Source organism: Trichormus variabilis 0441 (genome assembly GCF_009856605.1).
Lineage (GTDB): Bacteria > Cyanobacteriota > Cyanobacteriia > Cyanobacteriales > Nostocaceae > Trichormus > Trichormus variabilis.
The window spans coordinates 6,073,032-6,099,746 of sequence record NZ_CP047242.1 but is presented as its reverse complement, the minus strand read 5'-3'; the positions used below and the strand labels follow the sequence as shown (position 1 = coordinate 6,099,746).

21 protein-coding genes are annotated in these 26,715 nt (G+C 41.8%); 11 read left to right on the top strand and 10 right to left on the bottom strand.

Annotated features, from left to right (window positions below):
* Positions 1-13 precede the first annotated feature (13 nt).
* The gene (locus GSQ19_RS25140; protein ID WP_011320540.1) at positions 14-1,477 is read right to left on the bottom strand and encodes a dolichyl-phosphate-mannose--protein mannosyltransferase; all 1,464 of its coding nucleotides are present in this window, start codon (positions 1,475-1,477) and stop codon (positions 14-16) included.
* 566 nt (positions 1,478-2,043) lie between these two features.
* Between GSQ19_RS25140 and GSQ19_RS25135 the strand changes: the two genes are divergently transcribed.
* Both GSQ19_RS25135 and GSQ19_RS25130 read left to right on the top strand, forming a co-directional pair.
* On the top strand, positions 2,044-3,003 hold the full coding sequence (locus tag GSQ19_RS25135) for an orange carotenoid-binding protein (protein ID WP_011320538.1): 960 nt from the start codon (positions 2,044-2,046) through the stop codon (positions 3,001-3,003).
* Between the two features lie 112 nt (positions 3,004-3,115).
* Positions 3,116-3,442 (top strand): hypothetical protein, encoded by a 327-nt coding sequence (locus GSQ19_RS25130; protein ID WP_011320537.1) that lies wholly within the window; start codon positions 3,116-3,118, stop codon positions 3,440-3,442.
* A gap of 95 nt (positions 3,443-3,537) precedes the next feature.
* Here the strand turns inward: GSQ19_RS25130 and ppsA are convergent, their stop codons facing one another.
* Positions 3,538-5,997: a phosphoenolpyruvate synthase gene (ppsA, locus tag GSQ19_RS25125; RefSeq protein ID WP_011320536.1), complete on the bottom strand. Its 2,460-nt coding sequence runs from the start codon at positions 5,995-5,997 to the stop codon at positions 3,538-3,540.
* Between the two features lie 572 nt (positions 5,998-6,569).
* On the opposite strand from ppsA, the gene GSQ19_RS25120 reads away from it, so the two are divergent.
* From GSQ19_RS25120 to GSQ19_RS25110, 3 genes are all read left to right on the top strand, one after another.
* A complete protein-coding gene (locus tag GSQ19_RS25120) occupies positions 6,570-6,929 on the top strand; it encodes a hypothetical protein (RefSeq protein ID WP_011320535.1) in 360 nt (119 codons plus the stop codon).
* 735 nt (positions 6,930-7,664) lie between these two features.
* Positions 7,665-8,984, top strand: a complete 1,320-nt coding sequence (locus GSQ19_RS25115) for an efflux RND transporter periplasmic adaptor subunit (protein ID WP_011320534.1) — start codon at positions 7,665-7,667, stop codon at positions 8,982-8,984.
* A gap of 147 nt (positions 8,985-9,131) precedes the next feature.
* Positions 9,132-12,305 carry an efflux RND transporter permease subunit gene (locus GSQ19_RS25110; RefSeq protein WP_011320533.1) on the top strand — a complete coding sequence of 1,058 codons (3,174 nt, stop codon included), beginning with the start codon at positions 9,132-9,134 and terminating at the stop codon, positions 12,303-12,305.
* Positions 12,306-12,414: 109 nt separating this feature from the next.
* On the opposite strand, the gene GSQ19_RS25105 is transcribed toward GSQ19_RS25110, so the two are convergent.
* The 4 genes from GSQ19_RS25105 to GSQ19_RS25090 all read right to left on the bottom strand — a co-directional run bounded on the left by GSQ19_RS25105 (position 12,415) and on the right by GSQ19_RS25090 (position 16,824).
* Positions 12,415-13,782, bottom strand: coding sequence for an esterase/lipase family protein (locus GSQ19_RS25105; RefSeq protein ID WP_011320532.1), 1,368 nt, complete (start codon positions 13,780-13,782; stop codon positions 12,415-12,417).
* Between the two features lie 1,201 nt (positions 13,783-14,983).
* The gene (gene surE / locus GSQ19_RS25100; protein WP_011320531.1) at positions 14,984-15,664 is read right to left on the bottom strand and encodes a 5'/3'-nucleotidase SurE; all 681 of its coding nucleotides are present in this window, start codon (positions 15,662-15,664) and stop codon (positions 14,984-14,986) included.
* Positions 15,665-15,767: 103 nt separating this feature from the next.
* Positions 15,768-16,424 carry a tRNA (adenosine(37)-N6)-threonylcarbamoyltransferase complex dimerization subunit type 1 TsaB gene (gene tsaB, locus GSQ19_RS25095; RefSeq protein ID WP_011320530.1) on the bottom strand — a complete coding sequence of 219 codons (657 nt, stop codon included), beginning with the start codon at positions 16,422-16,424 and terminating at the stop codon, positions 15,768-15,770.
* Between the two features lie 151 nt (positions 16,425-16,575).
* A complete protein-coding gene (locus GSQ19_RS25090) occupies positions 16,576-16,824 on the bottom strand; it encodes a Ycf34 family protein (protein WP_011320529.1) in 249 nt (82 codons plus the stop codon).
* Positions 16,825-16,909: 85 nt separating this feature from the next.
* Here GSQ19_RS25090 and GSQ19_RS25085 point away from each other — a divergent pair, with 85 nt between their 5' ends.
* The gene (locus GSQ19_RS25085) at positions 16,910-18,178 is read left to right on the top strand and encodes a tRNA nucleotidyltransferase/poly(A) polymerase-related protein (protein ID WP_011320528.1); all 1,269 of its coding nucleotides are present in this window, start codon (positions 16,910-16,912) and stop codon (positions 18,176-18,178) included.
* A 372-nt stretch (positions 18,179-18,550) separates the two neighbouring features.
* Positions 18,551-19,465 carry a polysaccharide pyruvyl transferase family protein gene (locus GSQ19_RS25080; protein WP_011320527.1) on the top strand — a complete coding sequence of 305 codons (915 nt, stop codon included), beginning with the start codon at positions 18,551-18,553 and terminating at the stop codon, positions 19,463-19,465.
* Positions 19,466-19,527: 62 nt separating this feature from the next.
* On the opposite strand, the gene GSQ19_RS25075 is transcribed toward GSQ19_RS25080, so the two are convergent.
* Positions 19,528-19,737 carry a hypothetical protein gene (locus GSQ19_RS25075; protein WP_041456930.1) on the bottom strand — a complete coding sequence of 70 codons (210 nt, stop codon included), beginning with the start codon at positions 19,735-19,737 and terminating at the stop codon, positions 19,528-19,530.
* A 212-nt stretch (positions 19,738-19,949) separates the two neighbouring features.
* Here GSQ19_RS25075 and GSQ19_RS25070 point away from each other — a divergent pair, with 212 nt between their 5' ends.
* Positions 19,950-20,162 (top strand): type II toxin-antitoxin system VapB family antitoxin, encoded by a 213-nt coding sequence (locus tag GSQ19_RS25070; RefSeq protein WP_011320525.1) that lies wholly within the window; start codon positions 19,950-19,952, stop codon positions 20,160-20,162.
* 255 nt (positions 20,163-20,417) lie between these two features.
* Entirely contained in the window at positions 20,418-21,326 is a 909-nt protein-coding gene (locus GSQ19_RS25065; protein WP_011320524.1) for a glycine-rich domain-containing protein, read from the top strand.
* Between the two features lie 191 nt (positions 21,327-21,517).
* Here GSQ19_RS25065 and hemN read toward each other — a convergent pair whose 3' ends face one another.
* Together hemN and GSQ19_RS25055 are read right to left on the bottom strand one after the other, a co-directional pair.
* Positions 21,518-22,900 (bottom strand): oxygen-independent coproporphyrinogen III oxidase, encoded by a 1,383-nt coding sequence (gene hemN, locus GSQ19_RS25060; protein ID WP_011320523.1) that lies wholly within the window; start codon positions 22,898-22,900, stop codon positions 21,518-21,520.
* A 351-nt stretch (positions 22,901-23,251) separates the two neighbouring features.
* Complete coding sequence (locus GSQ19_RS25055) at positions 23,252-23,965, bottom strand: biliverdin-producing heme oxygenase (protein WP_011320522.1); 714 nt, start codon at positions 23,963-23,965, stop codon at positions 23,252-23,254.
* 542 nt (positions 23,966-24,507) lie between these two features.
* Here GSQ19_RS25055 and GSQ19_RS25050 point away from each other — a divergent pair.
* Both GSQ19_RS25050 and GSQ19_RS25045 read left to right on the top strand, forming a co-directional pair.
* Positions 24,508-24,924, top strand: coding sequence for a XisH family protein (locus GSQ19_RS25050; RefSeq protein WP_011320521.1), 417 nt, complete (start codon positions 24,508-24,510; stop codon positions 24,922-24,924).
* The gene (locus GSQ19_RS25045; protein ID WP_011320520.1) at positions 24,912-25,247 is read left to right on the top strand and encodes a XisI protein; all 336 of its coding nucleotides are present in this window, start codon (positions 24,912-24,914) and stop codon (positions 25,245-25,247) included. Before GSQ19_RS25050 ends, GSQ19_RS25045 begins: the two co-directional genes overlap by 13 nt.
* Before the next feature lie 80 nt (positions 25,248-25,327).
* On the opposite strand, the gene GSQ19_RS25040 is transcribed toward GSQ19_RS25045, so the two are convergent.
* Positions 25,328-26,713 (bottom strand): cytochrome c biogenesis protein, encoded by a 1,386-nt coding sequence (locus GSQ19_RS25040; protein WP_011320519.1) that lies wholly within the window; start codon positions 26,711-26,713, stop codon positions 25,328-25,330.
* Positions 26,714-26,715 lie beyond the last annotated feature (2 nt).

Below are 26,715 nucleotides of genomic sequence, written 5' to 3'. Positions count from 1 at the left end.
GGAATTTTTCCTTCTACACCCAAGATTTAAACCACATCCGCATTTTATAACCCTCAGGAGAAAGGGGTAAACCTAAATAAACGGGGAGCCAAAAAATAAGCGCAGCAATAATTACAAAGGAAATCGTCACACCGACAATCCGCAATGGGCGATAATAACTACGCAGACATTGATCAACAAACCAGGCGATCGCTAAAAATGCAAACACTACACCTGTCATGTAATGATAGATAAAAACGCACCGTGACACCCTCGTCCAAGGTAATAAATTGACAGCGTAATTCCAGACTATATATAAAGCAATCCAAGTATCAACAGAAAGTTTTGCTGGCAAAGATAAGCGCTTTTCTTTTACTAAAGGAATCATCACTTTTGCTATCAGCATCCCCAGCAAAAATAATAATGCAGCAACGCCAAACCACCATAAGAAAGGATTACCCATTGCATGAACATCATAAATCACTTTCCCTGCACCACTAGGCAAAGGCGGCCCTAAAACAGGTAATGGATCATTAACTCTTTGCGCCGTTTGATAATAATATGCCATCGGCCGAATCATCAACGGCCATTTATACCAAGCAGCGCAGTAAGGATGTACTTGAGCCGTATTACCTCCAAGACGTTCGTGAAAGCCTAATATTTCTTGATGTACTTTAATAAATCCATATTTAGGATTTATTTGTAAATGTGGTATCCAAATCAAACTATAAATTACAGTGGGGATAATCCCTAAAAAAAATAAAATTTGTCCAATATTTATTTGTGTTATTTTATAGAGTGATTTCCGATGAATAACAGACTCCCCATCAGCAGTAGAATTATCTTTTGGTTGATTTTTGGATGTAATGAACTGCCAAATCCAACCTATACTCCAAATTAAATAAATACCTACTAAATAAAATAAACCATTCCATTTTGTGGCAATTGAACAACCAAAAGCTATGCCAGCTAGGACTAAATATAAATTACGTCTCTGCTTTTGACTATCTAATGCTAATAAAAATAACCATTGCCCTAATAAGCCAAATATGACGATATAAATATTGATGAGTGCGTAACGAGATTCTACAATAAACAAACCATCGCAAGCCGTGAATAAACCAGCAAGTAAAGCAAAGCTGCGTCGATAACTTATTTGATAGGCGATATTGGCAATAATTAACGGAATAAATGAGCCAGATAGAGCATTAACCCAACGATAACTCCCAGGAGAGCGCAATGCACCAGTTAATCCATTTACGCCCTCTTGCCAAAAAGGAATATAGCTACTCAGCCACATTCCCACAGCAATCATGTATTTGCCTAAGGGTGGATGACCATCGAAAAATGGTATGTGGTTGAGATAGTTATGACCAAATTTAGCGTAGTAAATTTCATCAAATACCAAAGTATTAAATCTATCTAGTCCCCAAAACCGTAAGGACAGGGACAGTAAGAATATACCGACCAAGCCAATTCGATACCAATTTTTAGTCATTAGTCAATAGTCATTAGTCAATAGTCATTAGTATAAAACTGTCTTGACCGTTGACTTTTGACTGTTCTGAACTTCTAGCCCGTCTAGTACAGGGAAGATACCTACACCACAAACACTTTTTTTATTTTGAATTTTGAATTGATTCATAGAGACTCTATCGCACTGACGCATCCTACCAAATTAAATAACTTATATAGGAATCTGATTTGATTCCTGTTGGCGTAGCCTGCGCTTGGGCATAAAATTCTCAGTATCTGTAGTACCTGTAGGGTGGACAATGCCCACCGGCTCATGGTTTTGGTGGGCATTGCCCACCCTACGTATATTTCAAAAATCAACTATGAGTCCTATAGATAAGCATTTTTTGTAAACAAGGATTGAGCGCGAAAAAGTAGACTAGGCGATAGTTACAGTTTTTTTCAAACCAAGCCCTTGAGAAAAATGTAAAGTTTTTTTAATTTATGCAAACTTTTGTGATACTTTTAGACACAGGAGCAAAATTGTATCCTCTGAAACTTTTTGCTTCGCCTCTTGTCAGGTTAAAACTTCGCTAGGTAGCTCTCTGTATGGCAATTACTATCGATTCCGCCCGTCGTATCTTCCCCAACACATTACAGGCTGATGCAGTGCCAGCGCTGACTGCACGATTCAACCAACTTAGTGCAGAAGATCAACTGGCATGGACATGGTTCGCTTTCTTAGAGATGGGCAAAACCATTACTGTTGCAGCCCCTGGTGCAGCTAGTATGCAGTTTGCAGAAGGCATTCTCAAGCAAATCAAAGAAATGACCTTTGAAGAACAAACTCAGGTTATGTGCGATCTGGCAAACCACACAGATACGCCCATTTGCCGCACCTATGCTACTTGGTCACCTAATATCAAGCTAGGTTTTTGGAATCAACTGGGAGAATGGATGGAGCAAGGTGTTGTTGCACCAATTCCTGCTGGCTATCAGCTTTCAGCCAATGCTAATGCCGTATTGGAAACCCTGAAAAGTCTGGATCAAGGACAACAGATTACCGTCCTCCGCAGTTCTGTTGTAGACATGGGATTTGATGCAGCTAAACTAGGCGGCTATACAAGAGTTTCTGAACCAGTAGTTGCACCTAAAGATATTTCCCAGCGTGTTCAAGTCTCCATTGAGGGAATTAACAATCCCACTGTGTTGAATTACATGAACAACTTGAACGCCAATGACTTTGATGAACTGATCAAGTTGTTCGTGGAGGATGGAGCTTTACAGCCTCCCTTCCAAAGACCAATCGTTGGTAAGGATGCGATTCTGCGGTTCTTCCGTGAAGAATGCCAGAACCTCAACTTGCTCCCAGAGCGCGGTGTAGCTGAACCCGCAGAGGATGGTTACACTCAGGTGAAAGTGACAGGTAAAGTTCAGACCCCTTGGTTTGGTGCAGCAGTAGGGATGAACATGGCTTGGCGCTTCTTGCTCAACCCCCAAGGTAAAATCTTTTTTGTCGCTATTGACTTGTTAGCCTCTCCCAAGGAACTTTTGAACTTGGTTCGCTAAGGGAAAATAACAAAAAACTAAAAAATTGATTATCGCGGTGAGCGCTCTCTTAACCAAGGGCGCTCAATTATTCTGAGCAAACGCAATTAATACACCAGTTTAAGATTGAGTCATGCACGTGAGTGAAGCCGAGTGGACTGATATTGAGAAAAAGATAGCTAGAACAGCCTTTGATCAAGCCTACAAGCGAGAGATTGAGGCTTTGCTGAAACAGGTTCAAAAGGAAGCCAGCACACTTGTAGAGTTGGACGGGCTTTGGCAATTACACGATTTCTTAAGTGCTAGAAGGCATGAAATCGAGGGCAAGTATGATTACCAATACTCGGCTCTGTTGTTTGTCTTTGCTGGGTTAGTCAAAGATGGCTGGCTTCATGTCAACGAACTGGAAGGTTTATCTAAAGACAAGCTTTCTAAAGTGTCTGCCTTGGCTAGGATGTAAATTTTGCTGAGTAAGCAATTCTCTAATTTTGAATTTTGTTCGCCCTTGGCGTTCCCGAAGGGTATTTTGAATTTTGAATTGATTTACCTCTTGCCTCAGCTTTGCTGTTCCACCTTAGCTATTTCCAGCATCGTTTTTAATACAGAGTCGGGATTGAGACTAATGGAATCAATTCCCTCTTCTACCAAAAACTGGGCAAATTCCGGGTAATCGCTTGGTGCCTGCCCACAGATGCCGATTTTGCGGCGTTGTTTTTTTGCAGAGGCGATCGCCATTTTCACCATTTGTTTCACAGCTGGGCTACGTTCGTCAAATAGTCGAGCGACTAAAGCTGAATCTCTATCTAATCCTAGTGTCAGCTGAGTCAAGTCGTTGGAACCGATGGAGAAACCGTCGAACACCTCTGCAAACTGTTCGGCCAAGATGACGTTACTTGGTAACTCACACATTACATAAACCTGCAAGTCGTTCACACCTTGTTTTAAATCATGTTTCGCCATCTCTGCTAAAACCAAGCGTCCCTCCTCTGGTGTGCGACAGAAAGGAATCATGGGAATAACGTTAGTTAACCCCATCTCATCCCGCACCCGCTTGATAGCATGGCATTCTAAAGCAAAACCTTCTCTGTACCCTGGATCATAATAACGTGCAGCCCCCCGCCAACCCAGCATCGGGTTTTCTTCATCTGGTTCAAATTGGGAACCCCCTGCAAGGTTGCGATATTCATTACTCTTAAAATCGGACATTCGCACAATTACAGGTTTGGGATAAAAGGCGGCGGCAATTCTGCCCACACCTTGGGCTAATTTATCGACGAAATATTGGGGTTTATCCTCATACGTGGCGGTGATAGCCGCAACTTTAGCTTTTTGTTCTGCATCCGCTAATTTGTCGTAGTGAATCAATGCCAAGGGATGAACTTGAATTTGGTTAGCAATAATAAACTCTGTCCTGGCTAAACCAACACCGTCATTGGGAATTGCCGATAAACTAAACGCTTCTTGGGGATTACCCACATTCATCAAGATTTGGGTATGGGTGCGGGGTAAGTTTTCTAAGGGAACTTCTTTAACTTCAAAAGGTAATAACCCAGGATAAACTTTACCTTCTTCACCCTCCGCACAAGAAACCGTCACCTCTTGACCAGTTGTTAAAACTTGCGTGGCATTACCACAGCCAACGATCGCCGGCACACCCAATTCCCGTGCGATAATTGCCGCATGACAAGTACGACCACCAGAATTGGTAATAATTGCACTGGCACGTTTCATAATTGGTTCCCAGTCAGGGTCAGTTCTCTCCGTCACCAACACTTCCCCAGCCTGAAATTCTTCTATTTGTTTGGCATCTAAAATTACCCGCGCTTTCCCCTGGCTAATGGCTTCACCAATAGCGCGTCCAGTAACAAGAGGGAGGAGTGATATATTTTGTGTTTTCTCCCCAGTCCCCAGCCCCAAGCGGTAACTCCGCAACACGTTACCATTCTTCTGGGACTGCACCGTTTCTGGCCGTGCTTGCACTACAAAAAGTTGGTTGGTGATGCCATCTTTCGCCCATTCAATATCCATTGGGGTGTAACTACCGTGGGCTTGAGAATAATGGTCTTCAATTAAACAAGCCCAATGAGCCAGTTGTAAAATGTCTGCGTCATTGAGAGCAAATTGATTTTGTTCTACTATTGATACTGCTTCATTTTTAGTAGATTGGGAGCCTTCATCATAGACCATTCTTAATTCTTTACTGCCCAATTTTTTATCAATAATTGGTTTAAATCCTGCTTTTAATGTCGGCTTAAATACACAATATTCATCTGGATTAACTGCGCCTTGAACAACATTTTCACCTAAACCATAGGCGGCTGTAATTAAGGCTGCATCTTTAAAACCCGTTTCTGTGTCAATAGAGAACATCACCCCAGAGGTGGCTAGGTCAGAACGTACCATTTTCTGCACACCCACAGCCAAGGCGACGCTAAAGTGATCAAATCCTTTAGTATGGCGATAGGAAATGGCGCGGTCTGTAAATAGGGAAGCAAAGCATTTATGACAAGCTGCTAATACTTCTTCTGCGCCAACTACATTGAGATAAGTTTCTTGTTGTCCAGCAAAACTCGCATCTGGTAAGTCTTCGGCGGTAGCGCTGGAACGGACGGCGACATCTGTATCAGGGTTGTACTGCTTACACAAACTTTCATAAGCAGAGGCGATCGCCTGTTGTAATTCTACAGGAAATGGGGTGTGCATGAGGAGCGATCGCGCTTTTAGTCCCCTTTCTTGTAAATTTCTCACATCCTCCACATCCAAATCTGCAAACAGTTCCCGTAACTTGGCTTCTAACCCAGCCGATTGGATGAAATAACGATAAGCGTAAGCAGTAGTAGCAAATCCTGTCGGTACGTTCACACCTTTGGGTGTCAGTTGTTGAATCATTTCCCCCAATGAGGCATTTTTACCCCCCACTAAGGCAATATCTTTAATGCCAACTTTATCAAGCCAGAGAACCAGCGATTCCTCTTGAGAACATTTTGCTAAAGTGTTTTGAGATACTGTCACCATCAGTATTACCTCCCTTAATTAATGCTCTGGTTATGGAGAATTAGTTTTTTGTTGCATTTATTTTCGTTATTTGGCGATCGCTCGCCTACGGTGGACAGAAATCCATCGCAGCACCATAAACACGATCAATACTGTTTATACTTCGTTGTGTGCTTAATAATTCCTTTGGGATCACCATAGCAAAAAAAAATAGATTTTGGTTTCTCACACCATGTCTTCAAGATTCGTAAAAAAAACAAAACTATTGTTCCAGTATTCCTACAGATACTTATATTTTTGTAATAATCAAATCTCTTTCTTAAGTAAGTCGGCCGTCAAAAAACAAAACTATCTTAGTTAAGAAGTATGAACTAAAATCCTCCATCCTCATTCTTTCAGCATAGCTGACTATTCCCGACAGCAAATATTTATGCTGTCCTACTTATATCTTTGGGTATTTGCTTGCAGAACCAGCACTTGTTTAAACTTTTTATCTTGAAATTTATTTAATAAATTATCTCCGACGAAAGTTTATATATAACCACAGTTATGGATATCATATATGACGTAGAAGGAGATATTAGGTGACAAAAATGATGGGAAATCAACAAATAACCTATCCACTAGCTCCACTCAGTCTGAACAAAGATGAATTAAGTATGATTCGTAATCGCCGCGCTGTCAGGCGTTTACGGATGGAACAAAATTTTGCTTCCTGGATATTTAGAACTGTGACAATTTCCTCTATCGTTAGTGCTGTATTGTTCGGTATAGGTGGCATGATTTGTTGGCAATTAGAGATGAATAGTCAACCAATTCCTACTATCAATAATAGACAAGATTGGCAAACAAGGAAGCAAGTATGTTTCGGTTGGATGCTCTTTGCTATTTCTGGTTTTCTTGCAAGTGATTCATTAGGTAAAAAGTCTGATGATTTGGCAGCAGTCGAATAATTTTTATTAGCTACATCAAGCAATAAGAGGCTATTTATAAAATCAATCGAACTTACCCATGAAAACGAAAAATCAAGGGTGTAGGGGAAATTTAAAATTCAAAACATTTTGCCTACAGCACGCTGTTCGCCTTCAGACGGGGATTTAAACCCCGACTGTAGCAATATCCCGTAGGGTAAATGATACTAAGTAGAGAGGTAGGGGTCTTAAACCCTTTTACTTACGATAAGAATCCTATTAAATATTTTTAAGCGCAGACTACATCGAAAAAAGCAACTTGGTTGTGCTAGGGAGATATGATATTTTGTAATTATCGATACTCATTAATTCAAATCATTATGATAAGTAATTTTCTTGGTTAATCTTATAACCTAGATTTAGTTTTACAGGTAAAAATAACAATTAAAAACTAATCTATATGAATCAAACTTCAGTAACCAATATCAGGAAACTTCTATATTACCAATTACCAATTACAGAAAAATATCGAATCTCGAAAGCAAGATTAGAAAAATTTCAGCAATAATTGAAAAGACAAGATATACTCTTGATTTGTAAACTAGACTTTATCATTCACCTTTAGGTAGATTGGCGAAAATATAAAAACAGTATATTTTGGGTGAGCTAACACAAAGCTATTTATGGAGACTCATGCTAAATAAGTAAATTCCATCGCCTACATATTTATCGTTGTGACAATGTTTAGTTAATTAGTTCTTAGGTTCGCTGTAAACCATGTCATCCTCTGAGCCTCAAACTGATTTTAGAGATAATCTTCCCCAGGAACCCCCTGAGCCACCACCAAAACAAAGGCGGTGGCTCAGGTTATTGTTGGCTGCCATCCTATTATTAGGGGGTGGAACAGCTATAGTTTGGCGGTTACTGACTCCGAGCGATCGCCCACCCGCCACGGCTGAGGCTCAACCTCCAGGCGTAAGAGTAAAAACATCACCAGTACAAGTCGGAACTATTGAAGAAAGCACAGATTTTGTGGCTAGCTTAGAGTCTCGACGTTCCGTCACTCTCCAACCGAGAGTACAGGGTCAAGTGACCCAAATATTTGTGCGATCAGGAGATGCGATCGCCTCTGGTGCAGCCGTAATTCAAATCGACCCCAGACAGCAGCAAGCAGCCGTCATCAGTAACGATGCAGCAACCCAAGCCAGCAAAGCACAACTAGAAAACGCTAATGCTACCCTCAAATCCTTAGAAGCGGAAAGATTATCTAATGTTGCTGATGTGCGATTGAATCAGCAAGAGTACGACAGGTATACAACTTTAGCTGACCAAGGCGCTGTATCTCGGCAAACTAAGGATCAGTATGCCAACAGACTAGCTACAGCACGAGCTAATCTCAACGCGATAGAATCTAGGATTCAAGCCCAAAAAGCTAGCGTCGCCCAAGCACAAAAATCAGTGCAGCAAGCCCAGGCTAACACTGACGAACAACAAGTCCAACTCCAGTTCTATCGAATTACCGCCCCCTTTGAAGGCACTGTCGGCAATATCCCTATTAAAATTGGTGATTTTGTCAATAGTTCCACACCACTATTAACCATTACTCAAAACCGACCCTTGGAGGTCAATATCTCTGTACCTCTAGAACGAGGTTCCCAATTACGTCAGGGAATGCCAGTAGAGATTATGAACACCCAAGGTCAAACACTGGGTACTAGTAGGGTATTTTTCATTGCTCCTAATGCCAGTAATGAAACCCAATCAATTCTGGTGAAAGCCTTATATAACAACACAAATGGTCAATTAAGGGCAGATCAGCTAGTGAGAGCTAGAGTGATTTGGAATCAACGCACAGGCGTTTTAATTCCGATTACAGCAGTCACACGCATCGCCGGGGAAACTTTTGTCTATGTAACCCAAACGGAAAAAACACCCCAAGGAACCTCCCAACTAGTTGCACGGCAAAAACGGGTGCAGTTGGGTGATATCAGAGGTAATAATTACCAAATCATCAAGGGATTGCAGCCAACAGACACAATTGTCACCTCAGGACTGCTGAATCTCCGTGATGGTGTTCCTATTGTTCCTGAATCTTAGGGTTGGGGGCTGGGTACTAGGTACTGGGTACTAGGTACTGGGTACTGGGAGAATAAACCCCAATCTCCTAATCCCTAAACCCCGATCCCCAATCCCTAATCCCCAATCCCCAATCCCCAATCCCTAATCCCCAATCCCCAATCCCCAATGTTTGTTGACTTCTTTATCAGGCGACCTGTATTTACAAGTGTCTGCGCCATTATCATTTTGCTGGTAGGCGCAATCAGTATACCCACCCTACCTACTGATCGCTATCCAGAAATTAGCCCTACACAAATTGTTGTTAATGCTAACTACACTGGGGCTAGCGCGGAAGTCGTGGAAAATACGGTGACAAGTATCTTGGAGCGCCAAATCAACGGCGTTCAAGGTATGAAGTACATGACATCTAGCAGTAGTAACGATGGTACTAGCACCATTACCGTCACCTTTGACCCATCACGGGACAAAGATATTGCCGCCGTTGATGTCCAAAACCGCGTATCTATTGCCCAGCCCCAGTTACCAGAGGCTGTACAACGTACTGGAGTCACAGTCAGCAAACAGTCTAACAATATCCTGTTAGCGATGGGGCTGTATAGCGAACAACAGGAATATGACACCGTATTTTTAAGTAACTACGCCGACCAATATATAGTAGATGCCCTGAAAAGGCTTGATGGTGTGGGCGAGGCGCGGATTTTTGGTGAACGGCGCTATGCTATGCGATTGTGGCTTGACCCGAATCGTCTAACCAGTCGCAAGCTGACTGCTCAAGATGTAATTGATGCCATCAACGAACAAAACATACAGGTAGGGGTGGGGCAAATTGGTCAGCAGCCGTCCCTGCCAGACCAGATGTATCAAATAGACTTACAGGCTCGCGGCAGACTTTCCGAAGCAACGGAATTTGCCGACATGGTAATTAAGACTGGAACCGATGGCACACTTATCAAGCTCAAAGATGTGGGTCGGGCAGAATTAGGGGCAGAAAATTATAGTTCGTTTCTGCGATTCCGAGGTAATGAGGGTGTGGGTATAGGGATATTTCCTACCCCTGGTAGTAATGCTTTGGAAGTATCCAAGGCAGTAAAAGCCGAAATGGCTCGGTTAGCACAAAGCTTTCCCCCAGGGTTGAAATATCAAGTGGCGTTTGATACGACCCTGTTTGTGGAAGAATCCCTCGCGGAAGTGGTCAAGACACTGATAGAAGCCCTGATTCTGGTTGTCTTGGTGATTTTTCTCTTCTTGCAAGACTGGCGTACAACCCTGATTCCGGTAATTACCATTCCCTTAACTTTAATTGGGACTTTTGCCTTTATCAAAGTCTTTGGATTTTCCATTAACACCTTAACTTTGTTTGGTTTGACATTAGCTACGGGGTTAGTGGTAGACGATGCGATTATCGTGGTGGAAAACATCTCCCGGTTAATTGAGGAAGAGGGAATGTCGCCCCGTCAGGCTGCATCCGAGTCCATGCGGGAACTGTTTGGGGCTGTAATTGCCACTTCCTTAGTGTTGATGGCGGTATTTGTTCCTGTTGCCTTTTTCCCAGGTACTACAGGACAGATTTATAAACAGTTTGCCCTGACCATCGCCTTTTCGATGGCTATTTCCACCTTTTTGGCTCTGACACTCACACCCTCCCTTTCAGCCTTATTATTACGTCGGGGACAGCGCCCCCGTGGTTGGTTAGGCAAAATTTTTCACCAGATTAATAGGTTTTTGGATTGGATGCGCCGGGGATATGAGCGATCGCTCAATATTCTTGTGAAGGTTAGGGCGATCGTTGTCTTATTATTCCTAGCTTCCATCGCCTTGACAGGCTGGGTTTATCTCAGCGTACCCACAGCATTTATCCCTGACGAAGATCAAGGCTATTTCATCACCATCATCCAAGGGCCAGAAGGAGTTTCCCTCAACTACACCAGCAATGTCATGGCTCAGGTGGAAAAAGAAATCCTCAAATTACCGGAAGTTACAGGAACCTTTGCCATTGGTGGCTTTAGTTTTAGTGGTAACAGTGCCAACAGTGGGGTAATTTTTACTACCCTCCAGCCTTGGGATGAGCGCCAACAACCAGGACAATCAGCACCAGAAATTATTGGCAAGTTGGCAGGAGTCTTCGCCAACATCACCGAAGCCAGAATTTTCCCCGTTAGTCCTCCACCAATCAATGGTTTAGGCAACTTCGGCGGTTTTCAATTTGAACTGCAAGATAGAGCAGGTAACAGTGGCTTAGATAATCTGCTGCAAGTCATGGGTCAGATCATGATGAAGGGGAATCAGACTCCTGGTTTGCAAGGTGTATTTAGTACTTTTAGTGCTAACACACCCCAGATGTTAATAGACATCGACCGCAACAAAGTCAAAGCCTTACAAGTTAATGTAGATGACGTGTTCAACACCCTGCAATCTTACTTGGGTTCCAGGTACGTCAACGATTTTAATTTCCAACAAAGAACTTACCGGGTTTACGTGCAAGCAGATGCGCCATTTCGCTCTAACCCTGAGGATATCGGTAAGTTATATGTCCGCTCTGCCAACGATCAAATGATTTCCCTGAGTAACCTAGTGAAAATTACTCCGGCGACTGGAGCGCAAACAATCAACCACTACAACCTATTCCGCTCAATTACCATCAACGGTGCGGCTGCGCCTGGTTATAGTTCTGGTCAAGCAACTACAGCGATGGAGAAATTAGCAAAAGAAGTTTTACCCGCCAGTATGGGTTACGAATGGTCGGGGATAACTGCGGAAGAACAAGAATCAGGAGGTCAAGCACCTGTAATTTTTGGATTAGGGTTAGTCTTTGTTTTTCTCGTGTTGGCAGCTCAATATGAGAACTACGTTGACCCATTAATTATTATGCTGTCAGTTCCCCTAGCTATTTTAGGAGCCTTATCAGCTCAGTGGCTGCGGGGTCTGAGTAATGATGTCTTTTGCCAAGTAGGTTTAGTCATGTTGATTGGCTTGGCTAGTAAAAACGCCATTTTGATTGTGGAATTTGCCAATCAATTGCGCGAACGGGGCTTGCCCATTATCAAAGCCACAGTGCAAGCATCACAAGAAAGGTTGCGACCTATTCTCATGACTTCCCTATCTTTTATTCTTGGTGTCTGGCCATTGATTAATCCTATAGGAGCAGGTGCAGCGAGTAGAAAATCTCTCGGTACAGCCGTGGCAGGGGGAATGATTGTCTCAACTGTGTTGAGTCTATTTGTTGTCCCCATTCTCTACATCGTAATTAGTAAAATCCGCGATCGCTTTAGACCAAAACCCCCACACATACCACTAGATTCTACCCGTGATGACAAAATTCCCTCGACTAGTCATAGATGAAACAGGGGAGTAGAGGAGCAGGGGAAGCAGGGGGAGAACTTACTCCAAAATTTTCTTGCCTAATCCCCAATCCCCAATCCCCAGTACCCAGTACCCAATCCCCAGAAAATCAAAATTTTGATTCAGCGAAAGCCATAAACTGCAATAATTGTTTTCTTGTTTGCCGCTTAAGTCTTATTTCCACTAGAGTTGTGGTGAATGGATAGAAAAATTTGATATCTTTCTGCTGCAAAATATGAGAAATATCTAGCTCTAAATCGGTAATAGAATCAGAATTTTCTGCACTAGAAGCATACCCAACATAACGCACATACTCGGAATTTGATGACGCAACAATGCGTATTTGCAAATTTTGCAAATTTTTAGTCTTAGTGATATCTACATGAAAACAGCGTAGACTTTTATCTTGTGCATAGACGTGAACATCTACACCAAAATCTTCAATTCGTTTCCACTGATTGTTTTGTGATGTTGCCAATTCAATATAGTAATCAGGAATTGGCTCATCATTATCATCTATCGCCCGAATAATAAACTGTTGCCATTCTGCATTCTCAGAATCATTTGGTGATAGCCTCTTTAAGGCTGTCTGATGCCAAAGATTAATATCTTGTTCAGATGTAAATTTTAATGCCTGAAATACCGACTCTACCAAGTCTAAACTAGGATCACCCATAATTTTGCCGTGGTTATGATCCTTAACTCTGACTGCATGAGCAATACCACTATTTTTCCAGGGTGAAATAGATAATTTATCTTCAGGTTGCTGTTTAGTAAAATCTATAGTTATTTTACGTGTTCTCAGTTCACATCCAGCCCACCTGACAACACCATCTGTACCATCAAGCGGTACACCAACTCTATTTGTGATTCTTCCGACAAAGTTATTTAGTAATGGTGATTGAAAAAACTGTTGTGTTCCACAGAAGGTAAATACAAAAGGTGTATCACTACCTGAACCGTAAAATGTGGTTTCGCCTAGTAAATCTTTATGTGCCAAATCCCAACTAAACTTACTTCCTAATTCCAACGCATCTAATATGCGAGTTCCTGCTTCTAGAAAGTCTGGCCCCCACTCTCTGTTTCCTTTAAACAGCGCACCTAAAAAACTGCGGCCTTTGTGGGCGATAGGAGAACCAAAAGTGGCTGGTGCTAATCCAATCAAGTGCTGGAGTCGATAATAACCTTGGCTAGAGTATTTCGCCAACCAAGCACGAATCACCAACATTCCAGTTGAGTGAACGATCGCATCGAAGGTTCTGTTATTACCTAATTTCTCCGCTAAAGCTTGATCTAATCCTTCAGCAATATCCTCAATGTTAATCTCATTAGATAGGGATACATATTTACAAATATGAATAATTTTGACATCATAATTGTTTTCTTCAAACTTTTTTATCCACGCTTGAAAAGATTTCCCCGTATCAGAGTAACCGTGGAGCATAACAACTGGATTTTTGGGAGTTGCATCTGGCATAAGCTTATTTACAGGTAGGAGATGTCATTAATTGTGAAGAATATCCACCCACAAGGATGGCATTAAACTAGCTCAAAAATAAATGACACATCCAGCACCAGAAGTTAAACAGCCAATCCTGGCTCTAGCTCCCTATTATCTCAGGTTTAATTTATAACTAGGGGTAACTTTGAAAAACTTTGCCTAAATTTCCCTAAATTGTGACAAAATTGTCACATTCAGCGCCTCTAATTTTATTTTTAATCACTGAGTCAAAATTTTATACATAGGATAACGCTCATATTTCTAACTGTGTTAAGAAATTTAAATTTAATAGCGTTGCAAATTACAGATAAATTCTTGGATTAGGCAGATAACTCTGATATAAGGTAAGAAATAGTTACAGCGAATATCACTAACAAAACAGGAATGATAGTGCTAACCTCTATTTTTCTGTGCTTAATGATTTCCATTAATGACACTGGTACAATTAAAGGCCAGAAAACAGTTGTAATTAAACACATAACAAGAGTTAAAAACTTATCTTCTGGGGAAGAAGTAGGATGGCGCAGAGAAAATCTTACCCAATTGCTAAAGAAATAGCAAGTCATGAGTAAATAACTAATCAATAGAGTTAATTGTATTTGATTCATAATCAAGCCTCTGAAAAACAAATTTAATTATTCCTCCAAAATAACTTGGTCGAATTAATTACACAACGGATTTAATAGCAAAAAAATCAAAAATTAACAGCAAATATAAATACCTATTCACGAAATGGATTCGGTTAAAATCTGAAATGAGCGCTGGGTAAAAATACTAACCCTAAAGTACTAGCCTTGAACTTCACGAAATCTACCACCTACACCAGAAAAAATGCAAGTTAAATGCAATTTAACGCTCATTCGGACTTAAAATCAAAAAAAAGCAAGCGTCATGTACTGACGCTTGGGTAAAAGAGTTATGGATGATCATTAATCTTGGGAATGATTCTGAGGAAACAGGTAGGCGATCGCCGCCCAACCAGATGCAGTGAGTAAACTCACCAAAAATGTAGCCAGAACAAAAGTAAACATACCAACTATCTACAAAGCCTCCGTAGTGAAGGTGTCGGCTGTGTATTTTTAACTTAGCAGTCGGATATGACGGGGATACAACCAGATTGTGACGATGATTTGTAAGTTTTACCTTTATACCTGTCACAAAGGTATTGGGATTGAGTTCACACTCTTAATTGTGTAATTGCAATGTTACCGGTAAAACAAACATCCACATCACTTCCTGGGGTGCGTTCACGCTTGCCATATTCACCCACATAATAAAAATCGTTGCCATCAATGCGATAGTTGGCTGGTAGAGGTTTAGTGCAAGGCTGACAAAACACCAACTTTGGTTGGGTTTCCCCTGGCTGTAAATGGGGTAAATTGACATTCCAAAAGTATCCCGGTTCTAAAGGACGGTGCAGTAATTCCTCTAAAACTTCTGCCGTCCATTTAGCAGCTAGTTCCCAATCAAAATTTTGCTTGGCTTTACGATAATGGGAAATAGCAACTCCGGCAATACCGTGCATAGCAGCTTCTCGCACAGCCGCAACAGTGCCAGAAATGTAAGCATCAACACCCAAGTTACCACCAGCGTTGATACCTGACAAAACAAACTTGACATCCCGTGAAATTTGTGTGATTGCAATTCTGACACAATCGGCAGGAGTACCAGCGATCGCATATTCACTATCAGAACGTCTGTGGAGATTAATTGGGCGAGTAGTAGTAACTTGATGACCACAACCTGATTGATGGTCTCTTGGTGCAGCAACAATAAAGTTTTTGCCACTGACGGCTTGAGCTAAGGCTTTAATGCCTGGCGCATCAATACCGTCATCGTTAGTTAAGATTATGGTCATGAATCAATTCAAAATTCAAAATTCAAAATTCAAAATTAATGATTAGTCAACAGTCAACAGTTAACAGTCATTACTTTTATAACCTCCCTGCTCCCTGCCTTCTTTATACATCTACAGGATGTTGTCCATAATACGGTAAAGCTTCCGACCAGTTAGGGCGCTTACCTTGTTGCCATTCTAAATTAGCAAGCTCCAAAATACTTGTCACCGTTGCTGCTAAATCGACTTTGGCTTCTACTAACTGGTAATCACTTTGCCAGTTAGCTAAAGTCTCCTGCCATGCTTCTGGTGTAAATACTGTATCAGGTAATAAAGTTGTTAATTCATTACCATGCGGAGAAGGCTGATAAATCGCCCCAAAAATCTGACCTCTTTGAGCCGGCATTTCCACTGCAATAGCTTTTGTTTGTTGATTTTTACCGACTTCTGTCCAAGCCACTGCGGCTAAGGTGGAAATCCCAAACACAGGAATATTTAACTGTTGCCCTAAAGTGCGAGCCAGGACAACACCAATACGAGTTCCCGTATAACCTCCAGGCCCTTTGGCAACTGCAATAAAAGCCAAGTCTGCCCAAGTTTGGGGGGCGATAAATTCTACTAAATATTGATGTATATAACTAGATAAATCTCGCCCTAAATTCCACACTTGGGAGCGAGTTTCGCCAGCCAAATTACTAATTGCTAGTCCCAATTCTGGGGTAGTAGTGTGGAGGGATAAACCGTATTTTGTGGATTTGGGGTCTGCTATTGGCGTAGTCAAAGTAAATTGATATAGAGCTACTATAGAAATCCGATTTGATTATTGAACAAATCTGAGTCTCTGTAGGGTGGGCAATGCCCACCGTATCATGATTTTGGTGGGTATTGCTTACGAATACTTCCGCATAGTGATATTACGAATGACAAATTAATCAAGTCGGGACTAATTCACCCGGACGCAACTTCGACCACTTGCCCATTTCTCGCTTAAAGCTGAGACAACCAACAACATCCCATTCCATTTCAATCACATCATCTTTGGTGCGAATATTAACGTTGATGGAGGGTTCATTGGGGTCGAAATCTGGGGTTTCAGTTAAATGTGGTTGTTGGTGTTGTGTTTCTACGGCATTATAAGTTACACAACGGTCTACATAGTGGCAGTTTACGCAAATACACATAATAGAACCAACTCCAAGTCCTTTATTGTTAATCTAACTTAAGCCACAGCATTCAGCACCAGTTACTGGTTAGAGTTTTATTACAATGTCTGGATTTATTCCTTCTACCCTAGCGCCTGAAAATTGGCCTTTTAGCCTGGAATGGTTGCCACAACCTGCTTATATGGTTGGTGGTGCGGTGCGGGATGCGATGTTGGGTAGAAGTCGAGAATATCTGGATTTAGATTTCGTGATACCATCGGACGCTGTGAAAGTAGCTAGAACGATCGCTCATCGTTATCAAGCTGGTTTTGTTTTACTCGATCCGGTGCGGCGAATTGCGCGGGTGGTATTTCCCCAGGCTACAGCCGACTTTGCCCAACAGGAAGGGGATAGTTTAGAGACTGACCTCCATAGAAGGGATTTTACAGTGAATGCGATCGCCTACAATCCCCACACCCAAGAAATCATCGACCCCCTCAACGGCTGTGCTGATTTACAGGCGGGTGTGTTGCGGATGATAGCCAAAGCCAACCTCAAAGATGATCCTTTACGTCTATTACGAGCTTATCGCCAAGCTGCTCAACTAGGCTTTACTATTGAACCAGCCACCCAAGCCGCTATTCGTGATTTAGCATCACAACTGTGTCAAGTCGCCGCCGAACGAGTGCGAGTAGAAATTGGCTATTTACTTGCTAGTCCTCAAGGTCATACTTGGATGGCAATAGCTGAAAATGATGGTTTACTCAAGCAGTTCTTTCCAAATACCACACCTGAAAGCTTTCGTAAATTAGCGGTAGTTGATGAAGTCGCTGATTTACTGACAAAACATTGGCCGCAACTAGGTGCGGAACTGCAAGGATACGTCCGGGAAACAGTGAAGACTACTTGGCTAGGTATTGCCAAACTCGCTTGTCTAGTCCACCCAGATCCACGTGTTGCCGAAATCGAGCTGCAAAAACTCACCTACAGTCGCGCCGAGATTCGCGCTGTCACTACGGCTCTGAAACTATTTCCCCAGCTAAAAACAGCTAATACCCAGCGAGAACAGTACTTTGTGTTCCAAGAAGCAGGTATGGTATTTGCAGCGATCGCTGTTTTAGCTTTAGTACAAGATACTCTGGTAGAGGCGATGTCTGGCGACAATCGGCTATCCGCTTATTCTCCATTGATCACCCGCTACCTTAACCCTGATGATCTGGTCGCTCATCCCACTCAGCTAGTAAGTGGTAAAAATCTAATGATAGCACTCGATATTCCCCCCTCGCCACTGGTGGGAGAACTCCTAACAGAGATTGCGATCGCCAGAATTGAAGGTAAAGTCACAACAACAGAAGCTGCGATCGCCTTTGCTAGACAGCTACTTAAAGGTTAGAAACGGGTTTTTCATTGATATATTTCGCAAATTTGGCTATCTTGCCAGGTTTATAAATCTTTACTGATCTGTGAAAAAAATACTATTCAAGTCCGGTTAATTACTTACAATATGGTTGGTTTAAATTGTCATGGGTAACTAGCGGATACGCACCTAAATCAAATATTCTTGCGTCAGGGCTGTCCAGAGTCAAAGGCTAGCTTAGACTGTGGACTTTAGACTTTTGACAACCTGAGTGCGAAATATACAATTTAAATGCGTAACAGCTTATTACTGGTTACTAATTACCAAGGTCACGGGTATGATAGGTGTTCAACCGGACACGATATAATTTCTAGTCCCTATGCTCATGAAAGTTATATTTAGTTAACTATGAAACTTTACTATTGCAAGTATCCAGAAGGTAGGCAAAATTTTGGAGATGCGCTGAATCCTTGGTTGTGGGAGAAGCTAATTCCTGGAATCTTAGATGATGATCCCAATTGCGCTTTTGTGGGAATTGGCACTCTCATTAACGACGCACTCCCACGCCGTACCCCTCAGGCCAAATTGCGAGTGATTTTTAGCACAGGCGCAGGTTATGAAAAAGCTACCCCTGTAATTGATGAATCTTACCATATCTACTGTGTACGGGGGCCAATCTCAGCAGAAAAACTGGGTTTGAGTAGCGATTTAGCGGTTACAGATGGCGCACTCTTGCTACGTAAATTAATAGATCACAGTTCCATCCCCAAAAAATATAAATTCTCCTATATGCCTCACTATAATTTTGCGGGAGATGGTTGGCAGAGAGTTTGTGATCAATTGGGTTTTGGCTACATCAGTCCAGCTTGGGAAATTGAAGATATTTTGACACGCATTCGTCAAACAGAAGTTCTGATTTGTGAAGCCATGCACGGAGCGATTGTTGCAGATACCCTACGAGTACCGTGGATTCCGGTAAGCACCCATCCTTCGATTCTGCCCCTGAAGTGGCAAGATTGGTGTGCTTCGATGAAACTTGAGTATGAGTCTTACTCCCTGAGTCACTTTTATCAACCCCGTTCTTCCACAGGTGGATGGGCTAAGAACAAGACTACTAATAAGTTAGATAATCTCCTAACTCCAGCTCGAAAGTTGCAGGACTGGCTACGACAGCAAAAAACCGCAAAGGAACTGTCTAGTTTAGTCAAAATAGCCAAACCTCACCTGAGCAGCGATGCTCGGATTGAAGAAATGTTATCCCGATTAGAAGGCTGTTTGGAGCAGTTTAAACTTGATTTTGCTCAAGGTAAGTTCAAGATTTAACTGTCAGTTGTTAGTTGTCAGTGATTCCTCTCACTGCGCCCTACCCTCCGCTAATAAGCGGGCTATTCTGCGTCATCGCTACCGAAAGTCACGCAAGGACTATCAATTTCTTGGGATGGTTGAAAGGAATTGCAGAAAGTGACAACAGCAAAGTTTACCCCTAATTCTTCCGGGTGAACACAGGCGATCGCTCCTTCTACTTTGGTATGAAAAGCACAATCATGACAAATTGTCTGACTCAAAGTGCGTAGGGAGTTAATTGAGTCAGACATAAGCCAAAATTCTGGTAATTTACCCATATTTTACCATTGGCGCAATAGAATTCGACGTAGATGTAAATAAACCGCCCAAAACTACAGTTGCCAAGGGTTACAGAATTTCATTTCCAGCCCCACTGGCGATAAATCCAGAGGTGGGTTCGTCATCTATTTGGTTAAAATGCAAAAAGAATAATCATGCCTACTTCAATCCAATATCCATATCTATGCAAATTACCCTTAACCTTGATGAATCGCTTCTCAACGAAGCTTTTCAACTGACTAACCTCACCACCCAAGAAGAATTGATGAATCTTGCTCTACAAGAATTCGTGAGATCGCGCCGTAAGAAAAACCTTCTCGACCTTGCAGGACAGATTCAATTTGCCCCGGATTTTGATTATAAAGCCCTACGTGAAACTCGTTATGTTGCTGGTTGATACATCTGTATGGATCAGCGTCTTCCGCGATCGCAGTAGCCAGCTAACACTGCGTTGGTGCGGACGGAGCAGAAATCGTCGGTGAGAGTTCAAGCTTGTCTGTCGCCGCACAACTTCACTGTTATACGGCTTGAGTCCTCTGTGGGGAAACAGTTGTAGTGCTATTCATTAGACTTCAGAACTATGTCAGCTTTCGACGAATGTTAAAGGCGATGTTAAATTCTGAGTAAAGTTTATCTAAATTCAGTAAAAAAGATGGTGAACTCTGAAGGGTTAGCTAGCACGGGTGTTCAAGCAATGAATACTGAGCAAATAGAGTTGTATGAGCGAATTCAAGCATTTTCGTTAGACAAACCAGATGCTCCGTTATCATTTAGCAAACGACTGGCAAGAGATAATGGCTGGTCATTGCAGTACGCTCGGCAAACCATTGAGGAGTACAAGAAGTTCGCTTTTTTGGCTGTAGCAGCAGGGCATCCAGTTACCCCTTCAGACCAAGTAGACCAAGTTTGGCATCTGCATTTGACTTATACGCGATCGTATTGGGAAGAGTTCTGCTCACAGGTTTTGCAAACACCCTTGTATCATGATCCAACTCTTGGCGGAGAGGCTGAAAATCAAAAATTTGATGATTGGTATAGCAAGACTTTGGAGAGCTACGAACGATTTTTTGAAGTAAAACCTCCATTAGAGATTTGGTCTACACCAAAGGATCGTTTTGGACGCGATTTATATTTTGTGCGAGTCAACACTCAACAAAATTGGGTATTGCCAAAGCTGCAAGTTCAAAAAGCAGCAACAACAAGTACCGCTATTCTTTTCACTTTGATATTAAGCGGTTGTTATATAGGCAATTTTGAAAACAATATCGATCCATTTACAGGGGCTATACTCGCCGTTATTTGTGTTACGGCAGCATTTGGCGTTATACGATTTCTTGTAGGGATAGTAGATTTGATGAAAAATCCTTCACCCCCTCGTATCAGAGGAGGTTGGGGCGGCAGTGGTTGTGGATCTGCTGGCTGCGGGGGTTGGGGTAGTGGATGGGGATGGGGCGATTCTAGTGGTCATAGTTCTGGTGAGTCTGATGGCAATGATGGCGGCAGTGATTGCGGAGGGGGAGGTTGCGGAGGCTGTGGAGGTGGAGGCTGTGGAGGTGAATAGTCGTATAACAATTCACTTGGAGCGAACTAAAGGAAGCCTTTGGATCTGACTCAGTAAATTAATCAGTTGCGATCGCATGACCCTGAAGTTCATCAAGCCAGAAACTAGCGCCAATCAGGGGACTATAAAAAACTGAGGATTGGAGACTAGGTAAATTTTTCTCCCATACCTCAGCCCCGCACCCCTGTGAATTAAATAGTACGAGAGAATTGCTTGTCTTGATTGTGGTGATAAATATCAAAGACAACAGCGATATTCCTCACGAGTAATCTACCGATTTCTGTTACTTGAATGTGTTTGCTAGAGAGACTAACTAATCCATCAGCCGCTAATGGTTTTAAAGCTGCAATTTCTTGAGAGAAATATTCATCAAAATTGATCTGATATTTCTCCTCAATCTCTTGCTTATGCAGATAAAAGTTAGACATGATACACATAATCACATCCCGTCTGAGAATATCATCGGTTGTGAGTTTGATACCTTTGCTCACAGGTAAAGCATCACCAGCAACAGCTTGATAATATTCTTTTAACTGCTTGTGATTCTGCACATAAGCATCATGCAGCATACTAATAGATGTCGCACCAAAGCCAAAAAGTTCTGTACCTGCATGGGTGGTGTAGCCCTGGAAGTTGCGCTGGAGGGTGTGGTTACGTTGGGCGATCGCTAACTCATCGTTATGCTTGGCAAAATGATCCATCCCAATAAATAGGTACTGGCTATTAGTCAGTTCCTCAATAGTCATTTTTAAAATTTCCAGCTTTTCCTGCGGTTGGGGTAACGCCTCCAAGGGAATATTTTTCTGGGCTGGCTTCAACCAAGGAACATAAGCAAAGTTAAAGACTACAATGCGATCGGGGTCTAATGCCACGGTTTTTTTCACCGTCTCCCGAAATGTTTGCAAGGTTTGATGAGGTAAACCATAAATTAGGTCTACATTTACACTGTCAAACTTAGCGGCTTTAATCCAACTCATGACATTAACTAGCAATTCTTCCGGTTGGATACGGTTGACAGCTTTTTGTACTTGGCTATTAAAATCCTGAATGCCAAAACTAATCCGGTTAAAACCAATCTCACGCAAAAAGGAGATGTAGTTTTGATCAACGTAGCGGGGATTAATCTCAATGGATATTTCTGCCTGTGGATCAATATTGAAGTGGCGATGAATATGTTTCCACAAAAATTCTACTTGATCACAATCTAAGTAATTCGGTGTCCCACCACCCCAGTGAACTTGTAATACTTTTCTGTCTGGATCAATCAAGTTACTTGTATGCTTGATTTCTTTTACCAGATGTTCTAAGTATGGTTTAGCAATATTTTTGTTGTTGGAAATAACCGTATTACAACCGCAAAAGTAACAGGAACTTTGACAAAAAGGAATGTGGAAATACAACGATATGGGCGATTTTCTGTGATTTGAGGCGGCGATCGCACTTTGATAATCGGTGGCGCTAAATTCTTCAGTTAACTGTGTAGCGGGTGGATAACTGGTATATCTAGGTGCAGGAGTGTCATATTTTTTGATCATGTCTAGATCAAACTTGACACCAGGTAAGACAAAAACCATCAAAACCTCCAAGGTACTGCAACCACACCATGCCGCTACGTGGAAGTCAAAATACCCTACGGAAAGCCCAAGGGCTACAAAATTCAATAACACCTATCGACTGAGTCATGGGAATTTTGCCTAATGATATTTTGATTTCCGTCATAACTGACTAGTGGTCGGTTATATGGGTATAGGGGACAAGCAATTTGTTTTTCGACGCACAGCAAATTGCTAATAAAAGCTTTATGCTCTAGCTGCTTCTTAGTTTAGATATCAACGCTAGACCATGATGTGTTAATTGAACTAAATGAAGGGATTAGGGGTTGGGGGAAATTTTTCTCTAACTTTCTCCCCCATTTCTTGGCTGATTCAAGATACTGCTGCTTCGGTGCTACCTGGGTTACGGGTACTAGTCAAGCTATTAAATACTACTTGACCGAGAGCTTTAATTAAATTACCTTCTAGGTCTGTAGCCATTTGCATATTGAACTGGAAGGCCCGATTGGCTTCTGCAACAATTTTATCTGCTGTGGCATCGTCAACGGGTACAGAGTCCAATGCCTGACGATACTGGTCTTTGAAGGCTTTTTTGTCAGGGATTTGCTCAAAGTTATAGAAGGATGTACCTTCGTAGCCAGACAGCTTTAAGGTTGACTGAGCAATTTTTTGCAACATCTGACCGCCGGAAAGGTCGCCCATATAGCGGGTGTAGCTATGACCAATTAATAAAGCGGGTGCAGTGGCAGAAAGCTCTCGAATATGCTTGATATAAGATTGAGCGCTAGCTGAAGGGGCGATGAGACTACGCCATTCACTGCCATAGTAAAATACCATGTCTTTTTCTAAAGAGGCTAGGCGATTTAGTTCTGGGAAGTAAATCGGGGCGATCGCTGGATTGTTGGCATGGCTTTGAATCGCAGCTTCTAGTTCACTGTAGACAAAATACAAGTTGCTTAAAAATTTGGCGAAGCTTTCTCTATCGACAACGCCTTTCAAAAAACATTTCATGAACCCCACGTTTTCTGCTGCTGTGTGAGCTTGTTGAGTGCCAGCGCGCAGTTTAACAGCTAGATTGCTACTCATTTTTGCTTCCTTGTTATTCAAACGCCAGATTTTTAGGCAGTCAAATTCATCAACTTTGGTTGGCTGCCAGAGTTGTGAGGATTGTTATTCTAGGTTTAGAGAGGCTGTGCATTCATCTGTCTGGCAATTACCACTGCCCAGATAGATCCAGACTATTTTTAGCCCCAAAATCATTTAACTATTAATGATTGTATAACTATATGGCTATTAATATTTTTTTATATTTCCCTTAATCTCACGTAATAAAGTAAATACGCATCATGAACTGCAGACAACAGGAGGAAATTGCGACTCAGCACTTTCAAGGTGGTTAATAAAAGCATCAATTCTGGCAACAAAATTTTTGATCTTCTCTATGTATCTCAGTATTGCATTAGTTAAAAGAATTACTCATTGCCACATGGATACAGTATTTTCTAGACTAAAATATCCATACCACTTTGAAAGGTCTATTGACGATAAAAACTAATAGTGAAAGTCTAGCTGTCAGAGAATCACTTCCAGTGCGTTAAAATTTATAAAAAAGATATTTATTTTTACTTGTGTCTGCAAAAGATATTTTTCATGAATCAGTTAAAAAAGCCTTACAAAAAGAAGAATGGATTATTACAAGCGATCCGTTAAAATTTAAATTCGGAGAAGTCAATTTCCAAATTGATTTAGGAGCGGAGAAGATAATTGCCGCAGAAAAAGGAAATAAAAAAATAGCAATTGAAATCAAAAGCTTTTTAAACCCTTCTCCTATTACAGATTTTTACTCTGCTTTAGGACAATTCCTGAGTTACCGTCTAGCATTAGCAGGATATGAAGCAGAGCGAGTATTATATTTAGCAGTTCCGTTAGATACTTACAAAATATTTTTTCAACTTGAATTTACGAAAACAGCAATTAAACAGTATCAGGTGTTGTTAATTATTTATGATCCGGAAAAGGAGGCTATTGTACAATGGATAAATTAGTAAAATATCAAGAATTAGTTAAAAAATTGTTGACTAACTACGCCAGTGATGATGTCTCAGACCAAGATGTTGAGGTTCAACTAATTTTAGACACAGAACGTAATCATTATCAATGGATGAATGTAGGTTGGCAAGGATTGAATCGTATTTATCGATGCGTGATTCATTTTGATATTAAAGATGGAAAAATATGGCTACAACAGAATTTAACTGATCGCAATCCAGCAGAGGAATTAGTGATGATGGGAGTACCGCGGGAAGATATTGTCCTGGGTTTGCAAGCTCCTTATAAACGTCAGTATACAGATTACGGTGTCGCCTAAGCTAAGTATAATTTATGCAGGTTGTATCAGAGATAGAAGAAATGGGGAAAGAATAATAATTGCCTCCTTCCCCATCGTATTTAGGACTGCTGATTACTTGCTGTCGCAGATTGTGAACTCAAGCGTTCTAAAATTTCCAGAACCTCTTGTTCAAAAGCCACCTGGGCGCGATTGGTTTTACCACCAACATATAAGCGATCGCCTTTTTGTAATGCCCAGATTTGTGAGTGCGAAAAGTAACTCATCACCACACCCAGCATCAGGATACCAAAGCCAGTGTAAACAATTGGAATACCAGGATCAGCTTTAATTTGTAAGCCAGTACTACCAACTACATCTAAAACTTTGAGTGTCACGCCATTTACCTGGGTAGACATTCCCGCACGTACAGTATCAACCAACTTACCCTGGGCATCATAAATTAACACCATACCTTGCAAGTCTTTCGCCAACAGGGAAACACCCTCACTTAAATCTGGTTTGGTGGGAATCCATGTTCCCCAAATTCGCCCTTGTCCGTTGGTATTCAAAAGTGCCATTGGTAACTGAAAGATGGGGCTTTTGTTGAGGCGGACACGCACACCGGAAATGCCCCAATCAGTTTGGTAGAAAGTTACGCCATGATAACGCAGAGGTTGGTTGACAAAAATCTTTTTGTGGTCAACTTCCTTTCCCTGATTATCCAAGACAGACATATCTGAGTAAAATTGGTCAATGCCACCTTTCGGGGTGTAGTCAATCCAAAAACGATTAACACGTACAGACCAGTCTTGGGGAAATTGTCCGGCTGCTAATGGCCCTGCATCGATAATATTTTTCACCTGGAAGGTTTCGCCACTAGGAACCATTTCTTGGGCAATAAATCCCGTCATTGCGCCCCAAATTGACCCTAAGAGGATGGTGACGATACCTATATGGACAATGATAGGGCCGATGCGCCCGACTATTCCCTTACGGGCGTAGAGAATATCGTCTTTTTCTTGAAAAATTTTATAACGGCGATTTTGTAATATTTGGCTTAAGGAATTAACAGAACCAGCGTCTAGTTCTGCACTTAAAGCGAGTTTTTGAAATTGGCGTGGTTCTTCGTAATATTTCCAGCGTTGGGCAGTTTTTAAGGCTGGTAACTGACGGGTAAAAGTACAAGCAGTGAGACTAGTCCCGAATAAAACTAATAAGGAGAGAAACCACCAAGTCCGATAAACATGATCTAACCCCACCACTTGGATCACCTTCCAAGTGAGGAAACCAAATAAAGCCGGGTGTTCTGGGTAGTTAGCCTGATAAAATGCTGGTGATTGCCCTTGCTCAATCACAGTACCAGAGATACTGAATAGAGCAATGATTAATAATAGAGCGATCGCTAAACGTAAATCTGTCAGTACAGGTAAAAACTCTCGTCGCAAAAATTTTCCTGGTAGCGACCACCAAGGGGATGCTGTGGGGGCTGAATTGTCTGTAGTCATTG

What these genes read in the sequence shown, in the direction of transcription:
- GSQ19_RS25130 (WP_011320537.1), top strand. Translation starts at nt 3,116, where the DNA reads ATGCACGTGAGTGAAGCCGAGTGGACTGATATTGAGAAAAAGATAGCT.
- GSQ19_RS25055 (WP_011320522.1), bottom strand. Translation starts at nt 23,965, where the DNA reads ATGAGTAGCAATCTAGCTGTTAAACTGCGCGCTGGCACTCAACAAGCT.
- surE (WP_011320531.1), bottom strand. Translation starts at nt 15,664, where the DNA reads ATGACCATAATCTTAACTAACGATGACGGTATTGATGCGCCAGGCATT.
- GSQ19_RS25040 (WP_011320519.1), bottom strand. Translation starts at nt 26,713, where the DNA reads ATGACTACAGACAATTCAGCCCCCACAGCATCCCCTTGGTGGTCGCTA.
- GSQ19_RS25065 (WP_011320524.1), top strand. Translation starts at nt 20,418, where the DNA reads ATGGTGAACTCTGAAGGGTTAGCTAGCACGGGTGTTCAAGCAATGAAT.
- GSQ19_RS25085 (WP_011320528.1), top strand. Translation starts at nt 16,910, where the DNA reads ATGTCTGGATTTATTCCTTCTACCCTAGCGCCTGAAAATTGGCCTTTT.
- GSQ19_RS25110 (WP_011320533.1), top strand. Translation starts at nt 9,132, where the DNA reads ATGTTTGTTGACTTCTTTATCAGGCGACCTGTATTTACAAGTGTCTGC.
- GSQ19_RS25120 (WP_011320535.1), top strand. Translation starts at nt 6,570, where the DNA reads ATGATGGGAAATCAACAAATAACCTATCCACTAGCTCCACTCAGTCTG.
- hemN (WP_011320523.1), bottom strand. Translation starts at nt 22,900, where the DNA reads ATGGTTTTTGTCTTACCTGGTGTCAAGTTTGATCTAGACATGATCAAA.
- GSQ19_RS25075 (WP_041456930.1), bottom strand. Translation starts at nt 19,737, where the DNA reads ATGTCTGACTCAATTAACTCCCTACGCACTTTGAGTCAGACAATTTGT.
- GSQ19_RS25080 (WP_011320527.1), top strand. Translation starts at nt 18,551, where the DNA reads ATGAAACTTTACTATTGCAAGTATCCAGAAGGTAGGCAAAATTTTGGA.
- GSQ19_RS25070 (WP_011320525.1), top strand. Translation starts at nt 19,950, where the DNA reads ATGCAAATTACCCTTAACCTTGATGAATCGCTTCTCAACGAAGCTTTT.
- GSQ19_RS25045 (WP_011320520.1), top strand. Translation starts at nt 24,912, where the DNA reads ATGGATAAATTAGTAAAATATCAAGAATTAGTTAAAAAATTGTTGACT.
- GSQ19_RS25140 (WP_011320540.1), bottom strand. Translation starts at nt 1,477, where the DNA reads ATGACTAAAAATTGGTATCGAATTGGCTTGGTCGGTATATTCTTACTG.
- ppsA (WP_011320536.1), bottom strand. Translation starts at nt 5,997, where the DNA reads ATGGTGACAGTATCTCAAAACACTTTAGCAAAATGTTCTCAAGAGGAA.
- GSQ19_RS25105 (WP_011320532.1), bottom strand. Translation starts at nt 13,782, where the DNA reads ATGCCAGATGCAACTCCCAAAAATCCAGTTGTTATGCTCCACGGTTAC.
- GSQ19_RS25115 (WP_011320534.1), top strand. Translation starts at nt 7,665, where the DNA reads ATGTCATCCTCTGAGCCTCAAACTGATTTTAGAGATAATCTTCCCCAG.
- GSQ19_RS25090 (WP_011320529.1), bottom strand. Translation starts at nt 16,824, where the DNA reads ATGTGTATTTGCGTAAACTGCCACTATGTAGACCGTTGTGTAACTTAT.
- GSQ19_RS25135 (WP_011320538.1), top strand. Translation starts at nt 2,044, where the DNA reads ATGGCAATTACTATCGATTCCGCCCGTCGTATCTTCCCCAACACATTA.